General features: G+C 70.1%; 14 protein-coding genes. 1 reads left to right on the forward strand and 13 read right to left on the reverse strand.

Annotated elements, in window-relative coordinates; translation table 11 throughout:
* Window positions 1-223: 223 nt before the first annotated feature.
* The 13 genes from QH270_RS16540 to ftsH all read right to left on the reverse strand — a co-directional run bounded on the left by QH270_RS16540 (window position 224) and on the right by ftsH (window position 11,314).
* Window positions 224-646: a rhodanese-like domain-containing protein gene (locus QH270_RS16540; protein WP_280343089.1), complete on the reverse strand. Its 423-nt coding sequence runs from the start codon at window positions 644-646 to the stop codon at window positions 224-226.
* Window positions 647-654: 8 nt separating this feature from the next.
* On the reverse strand, window positions 655-1,251 hold the full coding sequence (locus QH270_RS16545) for a cysteine dioxygenase (RefSeq protein WP_232996237.1): 597 nt from the start codon (window positions 1,249-1,251) through the stop codon (window positions 655-657).
* Between the two features lie 161 nt (window positions 1,252-1,412).
* On the reverse strand, window positions 1,413-2,195 hold the full coding sequence (locus tag QH270_RS16550) for a type III pantothenate kinase (RefSeq protein ID WP_280343018.1): 783 nt from the start codon (window positions 2,193-2,195) through the stop codon (window positions 1,413-1,415).
* Window positions 2,196-2,214: 19 nt separating this feature from the next.
* On the reverse strand, window positions 2,215-2,634 hold the full coding sequence (panD, locus tag QH270_RS16555) for an aspartate 1-decarboxylase (RefSeq protein ID WP_110041391.1): 420 nt from the start codon (window positions 2,632-2,634) through the stop codon (window positions 2,215-2,217).
* Between the two features lie 14 nt (window positions 2,635-2,648).
* Entirely contained in the window at window positions 2,649-3,605 is a 957-nt protein-coding gene (gene panC, locus QH270_RS16560; RefSeq protein ID WP_280343025.1) for a pantoate--beta-alanine ligase, read from the reverse strand.
* A complete protein-coding gene (locus QH270_RS16565; RefSeq protein ID WP_280343027.1) occupies window positions 3,605-4,519 on the reverse strand; it encodes a Rossmann-like and DUF2520 domain-containing protein in 915 nt (304 codons plus the stop codon). The genes panC and QH270_RS16565 overlap by 1 nt, the downstream gene beginning before the upstream one ends.
* 154 nt (window positions 4,520-4,673) lie before the next feature.
* Window positions 4,674-5,843 carry a DUF6779 domain-containing protein gene (locus tag QH270_RS16570; RefSeq protein WP_280343029.1) on the reverse strand — a complete coding sequence of 390 codons (1,170 nt, stop codon included), beginning with the start codon at window positions 5,841-5,843 and terminating at the stop codon, window positions 4,674-4,676.
* 68 nt (window positions 5,844-5,911) lie between these two features.
* Window positions 5,912-6,385 carry a DUF3180 domain-containing protein gene (locus tag QH270_RS16575; protein WP_110041395.1) on the reverse strand — a complete coding sequence of 158 codons (474 nt, stop codon included), beginning with the start codon at window positions 6,383-6,385 and terminating at the stop codon, window positions 5,912-5,914.
* Window positions 6,379-6,906: a 2-amino-4-hydroxy-6-hydroxymethyldihydropteridine diphosphokinase gene (gene folK, locus QH270_RS16580; protein ID WP_280343032.1), complete on the reverse strand. Its 528-nt coding sequence runs from the start codon at window positions 6,904-6,906 to the stop codon at window positions 6,379-6,381. The genes QH270_RS16575 and folK overlap by 7 nt, the downstream gene beginning before the upstream one ends.
* Window positions 6,903-7,325 carry a dihydroneopterin aldolase gene (gene folB, locus QH270_RS16585; RefSeq protein ID WP_110041397.1) on the reverse strand — a complete coding sequence of 141 codons (423 nt, stop codon included), beginning with the start codon at window positions 7,323-7,325 and terminating at the stop codon, window positions 6,903-6,905. The genes folK and folB overlap by 4 nt, the downstream gene beginning before the upstream one ends.
* Complete coding sequence (folP, locus tag QH270_RS16590; RefSeq protein ID WP_280343034.1) at window positions 7,322-8,191, reverse strand: dihydropteroate synthase; 870 nt, start codon at window positions 8,189-8,191, stop codon at window positions 7,322-7,324. Before folP ends, folB begins: the two co-directional genes overlap by 4 nt.
* Window positions 8,188-8,823, reverse strand: coding sequence for a GTP cyclohydrolase I FolE (folE, locus tag QH270_RS16595; protein WP_280343092.1), 636 nt, complete (start codon window positions 8,821-8,823; stop codon window positions 8,188-8,190). Before folE ends, folP begins: the two co-directional genes overlap by 4 nt.
* Before the next feature lie 133 nt (window positions 8,824-8,956).
* A complete protein-coding gene (gene ftsH / locus QH270_RS16600; protein ID WP_280343039.1) occupies window positions 8,957-11,314 on the reverse strand; it encodes an ATP-dependent zinc metalloprotease FtsH in 2,358 nt (785 codons plus the stop codon).
* A 276-nt stretch (window positions 11,315-11,590) separates the two neighbouring features.
* Between ftsH and QH270_RS16605 the strand changes: the two genes are divergently transcribed.
* Window positions 11,591-12,526, forward strand: a complete 936-nt coding sequence (locus QH270_RS16605) for a hypothetical protein (protein WP_280343040.1) — start codon at window positions 11,591-11,593, stop codon at window positions 12,524-12,526.
* Window positions 12,527-12,533: the final 7 nt, after the last annotated feature.

Genomic DNA, 12,533 nt, shown 5'->3' on the forward strand with positions numbered 1-12,533 from the left:
GTTTCGGCGGGGTTAGGGGTGCTCACATCCGATAACAGTAGCGTGTCGCGCAAATGCTATGCGCCCCGCCCGCACCGATCTCGGCGGTCGGCAGGCAGCGCGCCGCCCATTCCTCGGCGCAGTGCAATCCACGTCACACAACCGAAATACAATCCCAGCTCAGCGGCGCCCGAAGCCGCACGCGGACAGGGCAACTCACCCCGGGATCGGGGCGCGGTACGGGCTAGAGCGCGGCGAGCGCATTCAGCTCGCGCGCGAAATGCGGCGCGCCGACGGCGACCGAGGTCATCCCCGCCGACTTCAACGCCTGATATCCACCGATGAGATCGGTGGCCCGGTGCAGGCCCAGCTGCTGCAACGAGGCCGCGGCGAGCGAGGAGGTGTAGCCCTCGGAGCAGAAGATGATCCATTCCACGTCGTGGTCGGCGGCCAGCGACAAACGCGCCGACGAGGTCGGATCGAGCCGCCATTCCAGGACATTGCGCTCGATGACCAGCGCGCCGGGTAGTGAACCTTCCCGAACCCGCTGCGCCGCCGGGCGGATGTCGACCAGAATCGCGCCGCGGGCCAATGCGTCGGGCAGGTCGTAGACATAGAGCCTGCGCAGCTCGGCACGGGCGTTCTCGAGCATCTGATCAATAGTCAAACGGCTCATCACAGGTCACCTTCGGGCTGGTCGGTGAGGACGGTTTTGGTGCGGCGCAGCGTGCCGTGGCCGGTCACCTCGTAATAGGACATCGCCGACAGCGGCGGGGAATAGGCGTGCACGCTCAGCGTGGGATCGAGCGGTCCGACGGATTCGGCGGCGGCGGGCGCGCGCACCACGTCGTGCACCCAGCCGATCGGGAACGAGGCCTGATCACCGGCGGCCAGCGTGCGCCTGCGCAACTCGGTGCCATTCCAGCGGAATTCCGAGAGCGCGCCGGACAGGACGGTGAGCGCGCCGAGGGAACCGGCGTGATCGTGCAATTCCGTGGATTTTCCCGGCGTCCAGCTGATCAGCCAGACATCGACCTCGTCGTCGGCGATCAGGCGGGTCGCCCAGCGTTCCTCGGTCGGCCAGAGCCCATCGGCGGGCAGCAGGTGGTCGTAGCGGCCCGCGAGGACGTCTTCGGCACCTTCGTCGGTGAGTCGCAGCAGGTCAGCGGGGCGCAGACGGGTCGGCAACGCGGAAGCCACCGCCCGGTCGAGCGGGGGTGTCGCGGAGTAGCCATCGCGCGCGGAGGAAAGGGAAAGGACAGAAGAACGCATGAGCGAATCTCCAGGAGGTGTGAATCGGTCGAGGGAAAACGTCAGCCTCGAACGATCGAGGCAGGTCAGCCTCGACAACACTCCTGGGTGCTCACACGGAAATACACGAGCGTGAGTTTAGCAGCTCCCGCGCGCGACGGCGAAAATGAGCTGCGCCACACCTACTTCTTGTTGCGCTCGTACACGTGCCGCAGGCCCGTCAGGGTCAGATGCGGCTCGTGCTGATCGATGGTCTCGGACTCCGGGACGATCAGCGGGGCGCCCGCCCCGGTGGCGACGACGGTGACATCGGTGCCGGAGAAGGCGTCGAACTCGTCGCGGATGCGGTCGATCAGGCCGTCGACCAGGCCCGCGAAACCGAACACCGCGCCGGACTGCATGCACTCCATGCTGTTCTTGCCGAGCACCGAGCGCGGCCTGGTGAGCTCCACCCGGCGCAGCGCGCTGCGCTCGACCAGTGCCTCGGTGGAGATCTCCACGCCCGGCGCGATCACCCCGCCGAGGAACTCGCCCTTGACCGAGACCAGGTCCACGCAGATCGCGGTGCCGAAATCGACGACGATCGCGGGCCCGCCGAAGCGGCGGAACGCGGCGAGGCAGTTGACGATGCGGTCGGCGCCGACCTCCTTCGGATTGTCCACCAGCAGCGGAATACCCGTCCGCACACCGGGTTCCACCAGCACGTGCGGCACATGCGCCCAGTAGCGCGCCAGCATCGTGCGCAATTCACGCAGCACCGGCGGCACCGTCGACAGGGCCGAGACGCCGACCACCTGGTCGAGCTCGTCACCGACCAGGCCACGCACCTGCATGGCGAACTCGTCGGCGGTCAGCAGCGGATTGGTGTGGATCCGCCAGTGCCGCACCAGCTTCGCGTGCTCGCCGCTGCCGGAGAACAGGCCGAGTTCGATACCGGTGTTGCGGACGTCGATCGTCAGCAGCATCGCTGTCCCCCCGCCGCGCTCAGGCGAACGACAGGGAGCGCGGGGAGGTCAGGCCGGAGCCCTCGGGCGCGTGCGCCGGGTCCGAACCGAGTTCCACCGGGCGGTTGCGGTCGTCGACGAAGACCACCTTCGGGTCGTAGTCGCGCAGTTCCTGCTCGTCCATCTGGCCGTAGGCGATGAGGATGACCAGGTCACCGGGATGTACCAGGTGGGCGGCGGCGCCGTTGATGCCGATCACGCCCGACCCGCGCTCGCCCGCGATCACGTAGGTCTCGAGGCGGGCGCCGTTGTCGATGTCGACGATGCAGACCTGCTCACCCTCGAGCAGATCGGCGGCGTCGAGCAGGTCCTGGTCGACGGTCACCGAACCCACATAGTGCAGGTCGGCGTGGGTCACCGTGGCGCGGTGGATCTTCGACTTCATCATGGTGCGCAACATCGTGGTGGCCTTTCTCAGTGCGCCTGCGAGGCAGGCAGGGAGTTCGCGTCGGGGTGCCCGTCGAGCTGGGCACCCAGGACGATCGGGGCGTTGTCGATCAGCCGGGTCGACCCGACCTTGGCCGCGACGAGCAGCCGGGCGTTTCCGTTCACCGGCGCGGGGCCGAGGTTCGAGTCACGCAGTTCGAGGTAGAGGACCTCGATGCCGTCGACGGCGTCGAGCACACCGCGCGCGGCCTGGACGACGGCCTCCGGACCGAGGCCCGCGGCGTGCCGCCCGGCGGCGAGTGCGGCCGAAATGCCCAGCGCGGCTTCGCGCTGGGTGGCGTCGAGGTAGCGGTTGCGCGAGGACAGCGCGAGACCGTCGGGCTCGCGGACGGTCGGGTAGGCGACGATCTTGGCGTCCATGTTCAGGTCGCGCACCATCTGCCGGATGAGCGTGAGCTGCTGGTAGTCCTTCTCGCCGAAGTACGCCTCGGAGGCGTGCGCCAGGTTGAGCAGCTTGGCGACCACCGTGAGCATCCCGGCGAAATGGGTCGGCCTGGTCTCGCCCTCGAGTTCGGCGCCGAGCGGACCGGGCATGATCGTGGTGCGCGGCCCCTCCGGGTACATGTCGGACGCGGACGGCGCGAACACCAGGTCGACGCCCTCGTGCCGGAGCAGTTCGAGATCGGCGTCCAGGGTGCGCGGATAGGCGTCGAGATCCTCGTTCGCGCCGAACTGCAGCGGGTTGACGAAGATCGAGACCAGCACGACCTGATTGGTCAGCTTGGCCTGGCGGATCAACTGCAGGTGGCCCTCGTGCAGCGCGCCCATCGTCGGCACGAAACCGATGGTGCGGCCGGCGCCGCGCAGCGTCTTGGTGATCGTCGCCAGGACCTCCGGGTCGTGGTGGACGGTGAGCACGCCGGGCTTGTACGCGCCGGTCGCCCTGGCGCCACCCTCGTGGTGATGCACTTGCCTGGGTTCCATCAGTGGCCTTTCTCGGCGAGCAGATCCAGCAGGGCCGGGTTGGTCTTTGCCAGTTCGGCGGTGCGCAGCGACATGGCGCGGTAAGCCGCGGCCAGGCGCTCGTCCACCGACTCGAGTGCGGACAGGTGCGCGGCGACCGCGTCGACATCGCCGCGCGCGACCGGGCCGGTCAGCGCGGCGCCGCCACGGCGCAGCGCGTTGTCGAGCGCGGCGGAGACGAGCGGGGCGAGCAGGCGTTCGGGCAGGCCGTTGGGCTGCTCGTCGACCAGGGGCTGACCGAGCAGACCCGGCCCGTCCAGGGCCGACCGCAGCGCGGCGACCGCGTCGACGATGACCGTGACCAGGTGATTGGCGCCGTGCGCGAGGGCCGCGTGGTACAGCGTGCGCTGTTCCTCCGACACCCGGACCGGTTCGCCACCCATCTCGATCACCAGGGCCTGGCCGATCGCGTACCCCACCTCGTCGGCGGCGGTGACGCCGAAGCAGGCGTTGGCCAGGCGGTCGATGTCCTCGTCGTGGCCGGTGAAGGTCATCGCCGGGTGGATGGCCAGGCCGAGCGCGCCCTGCTCGGTGAGCGGGGCGAGCACGCCGACGCCGTGCGCACCCGCGGTGTGCACCACGATCGTGCCGGGGCGCACGACATTCGCCGTGGCGAGTCCGCGCACCAGCCCCGCCAGCTCGGCATCGGGGACGGCGAGCAGCAACAGCTCACTGCGCTGCGCGATCTGCTCCACGGGCAGGATCTGCGAGTCGGGCAGCCGCGTCCGCGCCCGGTGCACCGAGGCATCGGAGATCGCGGCGACACCGAACACCACATGTCCGGCTCGCTCGAGCGCGACACCGAGCGCCGAACCCACCCGTCCCGCCGAGACGATTCCCACCGTCAGCCGTGCGGGCGCGGGGTCGACACCCACGTTCGCGCCATCGGAATTGACACTTCTCGAGGTCAACGTTGTCCTCTCGATTGCGTTCCAGTCCCGCCGTGCGGGTACCGGACGTACGCACCGAGAATAGCTGGCCATCAGCCAGGGGCCGCAATGATCTCCACCACAGCCTGGGCCGGGCGGCTCAGGACCGCGAGCTGGACTCCGATTGCAGGTTGGCCATGATGTCGGCGACCGAGAGGCGGGGGGCGCCTTCCTCTTCGGCGCGACGGCGGCGGCGGGAGCTGGTGCCCACGGTGGGGGTGCCGGCCGTCGGCTTCGGGGCCGGTGCCACCGGGTCACCCTCGGTTGGGGCGGGGGTGGCGGTACTCGTGCCAGGAGTCGGTGTGTCCTCGACCGGCGTAGGCGCCGCGGGGGCCGAAGCCGCTGCGCCGCCGGCCGCGGTCGGAGCGGGAGCGGTCGGGACGGCTGCGGCGGGGAAATCACCCGTGACCTGGGCGGACGTCACCGGGAAGTCGCCCGTGGCCGGCGCGGCCGCCGGCTTGCCGTCGGTCTCCGAGTCGGCGATGGGATTGCCGTCGTTGTCGACCCTGCGGGTGTTCGGCGCCGACAGGCGCGGCGGCGGGGTCTTGCCGTTGGCCGCCGGCTGCGACGCCTGCTCGGCCTTCTGGGACTCCGCGTAGTCGTCGAGCTGAACCGCGGAGGTCTCGGCGGTGACCGGGTCGTCGTAGGGGTCGGCGAAGTTGGCCGAAACCGGCTGCATGAACACCGGTTTCAGTGCGCTGGGTGGTTGCTGCCACGGACCGAACCACGCGGCGTTGGCATCCACCGGGCTATCCGGAAATTCCTGATCCGCGTCGTCGAAGGCGTCGAAATCGGCGGCGGGCAGGGCGTCGATCCGGACCGCGTCGGCTTGCAGAGCGGGCTGTTCCTCGGGCAACGGGCCGTCGAAGAGGGCCTGCAGGTTCTGGCGCAGCAGGGCGAGCTCGGCGCGCAGGGCCGCGATCTCCGAGGCGTCGGCGCCGACCTCGGCGCGCACCCGCGCCTCCACGCCCATCTCGTACTCGCGCCGCGCGTTGATCTCGCGCTCGAGCTGCAACTCGTACACCGTCTGGAGATCGCGCGCCTTGGCCTGGTCGACCGCTGCTTCCTTGCGGTACCTGGTGGCCGCGAGCGCGCCGATCACGGCTGCCCACAGCGCAGCTACCAGGCCTACGCGTACATATTGGACGTTCTCGCTGAAGATCAGGAAAACGCTTGCTGTCAGACCGAGCAGGATGAGCACGCCGATGAAGAGCTTTCCCGCGTCGTCCCGCCGTCGACGGGGCGTTGAGCTACGGGAGGGTGAAACCATGTGGGCCAGGGTAGCCGGAAACTGCTGGTCGGCCCACCAAAGATCGCGGTGATTCCATTCGCAAATTGCTAGGTGGTAGCGGGCTCGTCCGGCGGTTCCTCCGGCGCGCGGCAGCAGTACTCCAACCACAATGCCGCAGCAACCAGGGCAGAACCGGCGAACATGCCGACCACCGCGCCCGGCGAATCAGCGGCGGCCGCCGTCAGCGTGCCGCGCTGTGGGAATACCCACAGCAGGAACCCCAGCCACACCCCGGCCGCCAGCGACCCCACCTGCAGCGAGGCCTTGGCCAGCGCGACCGTGCGCGCCACATTGATCGGGTGCAGTTCCTTCGGGCCGTCGCCGATCTTCTCCTCGGCGATCTTGGCCTTGATGACGAAACCGAGCGCCGCCTCGATGGCGGCCACCGGCAGCAGCGAGGCACCGGCGGCCACCGAGATGGACGGGAACGTCGAATACGCGAAGCGGGTGCCGATCCACGCGATCGCGGCGGCCACCACGACGTTCAGCGCGAGGTCGAGAACCCGGGTCGGCTTCAGCACGGGCGCGCGCTCTCGTCGCGCAGCACGAGATCGGTGCGCACCACGCCCGCGCGCTCGGCCTGGTCGAGGCCGGCGAGCAGGTCGGCGATCGGGACACCGTTCAGCAGCGCCGACGGCTCCACATCGAGCCACGGCACCAGCACGAAGGCCCGGTTGTGGGCCTGCGGGTGCGGCAGGATCAGCGCGGGGTCGCTGTCGCGGACGATGGCGGCGCCGCTGTCGTCGGTACAGGTCACCACGTCGACGTCGAGGGTGCGCGCGCCCCAGCGCACCTCGCGGACCCGGCCCGCCGCCTGCTCGAGGTCCTGGCCGAAGCGCAGCCAGGTGTAGTCGTCGAAGGCCGGATCCTCGGCCAGCACAACGGCATTGAGATAGTCGTCCTGGTCGACACCGCCCCACGGGGCGGTCGTGTACACCGGCGAGACCGCGCGCACCCGCTCCCCCAGCGCCTCGACCACGCCGCGCAGGTGCGCGAGCCGGTCGCCGAGGTTGGACCCGATCGACAGCACGGCGCGACTCATCGACGCGGCCCCGGCTGCACGGTGCGGTAGCGGGTGGCGACCACGCGGACATCGGCGAACGTGTGTGGGATCGGCGCGGACGGCTTGTGCACCACCACCTCCACGGCCTCGATGCGCGGATCGGCCATCACGTCGTCGGCGATCTCGGAGACCACCGTCTCGATCAGATCGCGCGGCGGGCCGGCCACGATGCGCACCGCGCGCTCGGCGAGCGCGCCGTAGTCGACGGTGTCGGCGAGGTCGTCGGAGGCCGCGGCCGCGGCGAAATCGACCCAGACCGTCAGGTCGACGACGAATTCCTGGCCGTCGCGGCGCTCGAAATCGAAGACGCCGTGCCTGCCGAACACGCGCAGTCCGCGCAGTTCGATGCGCGAGGTCGCGGGGCGGCCCGCGGGTGGGGGCAGCAGCGGTGAGTTCATCGGGAGACTCCTCGGGCGGCGGTGGCGCGCTGCCACGCGTCGACGACGGCGATCGCGTCCAGCGAAGCACGCACATCGTGCACTCGCACACCCCACGCGCCGTGCGTCGCCGCCAGCGCGGAGACGGTGGCGGTGGCGGTTTCCCTGCCGTCCGGCGGGCGCGGGCCGGACGCGTCGGCCAGCAGGGCGCCGAGGAACCGCTTGCGGGAGGCGCCGATCAGGATCGGCAGACCGCCGCTGACCAGCTCGGGCAGCGCGGCGAGCAGTTCCCAGTTGTGCTCGGCGTTCTTGGCGAAGCCGAGGCCGGGGTCCAGGATCAGCCGTTCCGGCGCGACGCCCGCGGCGACGGCCAGGTCGACCTGGGCGTTCAGTTCGGCGCACACCTCGGCGACCACGTCGTCGTAGTGATCGGCCGGGCCGGTGTGCCGGTAGTCGGCGCCGGCCCGCCAGTGCATCAGGATCCACGGCGCGCCGGACTCGGCCACGACCTTCACCATGTTCGGATCGGCGCGGCCGCCGGAGACGTCGTTGATCACCGACACGCCCGCTTCCAGCGCGGCCGCGGCGACCTCGGCGCGCATGGTGTCGACACTGGTAGGGACGCCCGCAGCGACCAGCGCGCGGATCACCGGCGCCACCCTGGCCGCCTCGGTACCCGGGTCGACACGGTCGGCGCCCGGCCTGGTCGACTCGCCGCCCACGTCGACGATGTCGGCGCCCGCCTCGTACAGCGCGATGCCGTGTGCCACGGCCAGCTCGGGATCGAGATAACGGCCGCCGTCGGAGAACGAATCCCCGGTCACGTTCACCACACCCATGACCACACACGAGCGGCCGTCCCGCGCGGGCACCAGGTGTCGGCTCATTTGCGCAGGATCAGGTCCAGCGCCTCGGCGCGCGAGGCGGCGTTGGTCTGGAGCAGGCCGCGCACCGCCGAGGTGGTGGTGCTCGCGCCCGGCTTGCGGATGCCGCGCATGGCCATGCACAGGTGCTCGGCCTCGACGACGACGATCGCGCCGCGCGGATCCAGCCGCCGCATGACGGCGTCGGCGATCTGGCTGGTCAGCCGCTCCTGCACCTGGGGGCGCTTGGCGTAGAGATCGACGACCCGCGCCAGCTTGGACAGGCCGGTGACCCGGCCGTGCGTGCCGGGGATGTACCCGACGTGCGCGACGCCGTGGAAGGAGACCAGGTGGTGCTCGCAGGTGGAGAACATCGGGATGTCGCGGACCAGCACGAGTTCCTGATGACCCTCGTCGAAGGTCGTCGCCAGTACCTCGTCGGGCTCGGTGTAGAGCCCGGCGAACATCTCGCGGTACGCGCGGGCCACCCGGGCCGGCGTGTCGACCAGACCGGGACGGTCCGGGTCCTCGCCGACGGCGACCAGCAGTTCCCGGACCGCTGCCTCGGCCCTGGCCTGGTCGAACGGTCGTCCCGTCGCCAGCGCCGTCAGATCCGCCGGGCTGTTCGCGCCGAGTTCGCCCGCCGGATCGGCGATCTGCCCGTTCCGCGCTGGCTCAGCGAGGTTCTTGTCGGCCGACAACTTCTCCGTACCTCCACATCACCGGATGATTCCGGCTTTTCCGCCGGTCCTGTCCGGCGTCAGACAGTCGAGCGTAGTCGGCCGTCGGTCAGCGACGGCCGTTCGGCCCTTCCCAGTCCTTGTTCTCCGGCTCGGCGCCGGACGGGGTTTGCTGCGGCGGTGCCTCGCCCCACGGCTGGAAGCCACCGCCGTGCCGCGGCTGCTCCGGCTGAGCCCACGCACCGCTCTGACCCTGCGGGGCCTGCGGCGGCTGTTGCTGCTGCTGTTCCTCACGCGGCGGCCACCCCGGCGCCGACCAACCGGCCGGTGCGCCGTAGTCGGGGCGCGAACCGTGCGTGCCGCCCTGGCGCGGGAACGCCTGGGTCGGCGCGCCGGACGGCAGCGGGTAACCGCTGGCAGGCGGCGCGGGCTGGGCGTACTGCGGCGGCTGGGCCGGGTAACCGTTGGCGGGTTCCAGCGGCGCGCCCGCGGGCACCGGAGCCGGCGGCACCGGCTGCACCGGCGGCCACGGCTCGCCGCGCTCGGCGGCCAGCTCGCCCGGCGTCTTCACCGGCGGCTTGTCCGAGGGCAGCCGGTCACCGAAGTCGTTGAACGCGGTGATCCGCGGCCGCTTCTCGACACCGGCCAGGATGGTCTCGAGATCCTTGCGGTGCAGGGTCTCGCGCTCGAGCAGCGCGGTCGCCAGCGCGTCGAGCTGCTCGCGGTACTCGCTCAGGATCGACCAGGCCTCGGTGTGCGCGGCCTCGATCAGGTTGCGCACCTCCTCGTCGATCTCGCGGGCCACCTCGTGCGAGTAGTCGGACTGCGTGCCCATCGAGCGGCCGAGGAACGGGTCACCCTGCTCCTGGCCGTAGCGCACGGCGCCGAGGCGGGCACTCATGCCGTACTCGGTGACCATGCCGCGGGCGATCTTGGTCGCCTGGTCGATATCGGAGGACGCGCCGGTGGTCGGCTCGTGGAACACCAGTTCCTCGGCCGCGCGGCCACCCATCGCGAACACCAGCCTGGCGATCATCTCCGAGCGGGTCATCAGGCCCTTGTCGTCCTCGGGCACCGTCATGGCGTGGCCGCCGGTGCGGCCGCGGGCCAGGATGGTCACCTTGTAGACGGGCTCGATATCGGGCATCGCCCAGGCCGCCAGGGTGTGGCCGCCCTCGTGGTAGGCGGTGATCTTCTTCTCGTGCTCGCTGATGATCCGGCTCTTGCGGCGCGGACCACCGATCACGCGGTCGACCGATTCCTCCAGCGATTCACCGGTGATCACCGCGCCGTGCTCACGCGCGGTGAGCAGCGCGGCCTCGTTGATGACGTTGGCCAGATCGGCGCCGGACATGCCGACGGTGCGCTTGGCCAGGCCCTCGAGGTCGGCGTCGGGCGCGATCGGCTTGCCCTGCGAGTGGACCCGCAGGATGGCGCGGCGTCCGGCCAGGTCGGGGTTGCCGACGGGGATCTGCCGGTCGAAACGGCCAGGACGCAGCAGCGCGGGGTCGAGGATGTCGGGGCGGTTGGTCGCCGCGATCAGGATGATGCCGGTGCGGTCGCCGAAGCCGTCCATCTCGACGAGCAGCTGGTTCAGCGTCTGCTCACGCTCGTCGTGGCCACCGCCGAGGCCCGCGCCGCGCTGGCGGCCGACCGCGTCGATCTCGTCGACGAAGATGATGCAGGGGCTGTTCTGCTTGGCCTGCTCGAACAGGTCGCGCACGCGGGAGGCGCCGACACCGACGAACATCTCGACGAAGTCCGAACCGGAGATGGTGAAGAACGGGACGCCCGCCTCGCCGGCGACAGCGCGCGCGAGCAGCGTCTTACCGGTACCGGGGGGACCGTAGAGCAGCACACCCTTCGGGATCTTCGCGCCGAGGGCCTGGTAGCGGGCCGGATTCTGCAGGAAATCCTTGATCTCGTACAGCTCTTCGACGGCCTCGTCGGCACCGGCCACATCGGCGAAGGTGGTCTTGGGCATGTCCTTGGACAGCTGCTTGGCCTTCGACTTGCCGAAGCCCATCATGCCGCCGCGGCCACCGCCCTGCATCCGCGACATCACGAAGATGAACAGGCCGACCAGCAGCACCATCGGCACGATGAACAGCAGCAGCTGGGAAAGCCAGCTCTCCTGCTTGACGACCGTGTCGTACGGAGCGCCGGACTTCTGCACGGCGTCGAGCACCTTGGCCGAGTTCTCACCGCCGCCCGGGTACTTGGCGACGATCTTGCTGTTGTTGTTCGTCGCTTCGTTGCCATTGTTCAGTTCGACGCGGAGCTGCTGCTCCTTGTCATCGATCTGCACGTTCTTGACGTTGGCTTTGTCTTCCAGCTGGCTGAGCGCCACGGAAGTGTCGACACTCTCCCAGCCGCGCGTGTCATCGCTGAGAAAGCTGAACAGCCAGATCATGAGCATGATGCCCGAGATGATCGCCAAAGTGCGAAACACTGTCTTGCGGTTCATAGAGCGTCGGCCGGACGGCCCAGTCCTTTCCGGTTATTTCTCCGGGTGTGCCTAGCGAAGCGTCGAGATCGGCGGGTTTCGGATGCGGACATGCCACGTTACCGCGTACGGTCTAGTTCGATACATCGCGCAGTTCGGCTGCTGGTGCAGTTGCACTGGTAAACGCTCGAGGCACGAGGGAGGTTCCCGAATACCTCGGACGTGTTGTTGCAAGTGGCCACAATCATGTCATGCCCGCCATATCGTGGACGACGACACAACTACAGCGCAGGGGGTATGGACATCGTCGAGCTACGCACACCCACAGCGATTCTGCGCCACGGACGTGGACGGCTGACCGTTCTCCGCCCTGGTACCGACGGCGAGCGGGTACTCGATGTTCCCATCGCCGACCTGCTCAAGGTGCGGCTGAACCGCCGCGCCGACGACGCGGTGGTGATCGAGATCTACCTGCGGTATCCCACCCCGGTGCTCACCGGCGTGCCCGCCGACCGCACCCCGCTGCCGGTGCTCATCGCCGAGCACGACGTGCCTGCCGCGCTCGGCATCGTCGACCGGATCAACGACCAGATCATGGCGACCAAGCGCATCGACGTGGCCGCGCCCGATCTCACCCCGCCCGCGCCCGAGTGGGGCAAGTCGGGGCCGACCAGGGCCGATGTCGAGCGCGCGGTGCGCAGGATGGCCCCGCGCCGGGAGTCGCGCGCCGCGGTCAACGCGCTGAACAGGTACGTCACCCCCGACGAGTACGTGCTGGAGACCGCGATCGCCGTGGCGGCGCCGCCCGCGGGCAACGGCACCGGCCTGCTCGCGGCGACGACGACGCGCCTGCTGTTCATCGCCATCGGCGGCGAGCGCTACGCGCACGAACTGCCGGTGCCGGCCATCCTCGGTGCCCGCACCGTCGAGGGCTCGCGCTCGGCGCCCGGCGAGATCGACACCAGGCACGGTGGCGGCTCCGGCATGGACGTCAGCGACGGCAACCGCACGCTGCACTTCGCCGGCGTCGACCGCGCCGACACCGAGCGGGTGACCTGCGCGGTCAACTTCGCGGTGCGCAGGCAGGCCGCCGACGGCGCCGCGGGCCCGGCCGATCCCGGCGTCTCCCAGCTCTACGCGGAGTGGGAACTGCTGGTGGAACGCCACTCGCTCGGCATGGTCGACGACACCCAGTTCCAGCGCTACGGCCGCGGCATCCTGCGCAGCCTGTAGCGACCGG

This window comes from Nocardia neocaledoniensis (assembly GCF_029868625.1).
GTDB lineage: Bacteria > Actinomycetota > Actinomycetes > Mycobacteriales > Mycobacteriaceae > Nocardia > Nocardia neocaledoniensis_A.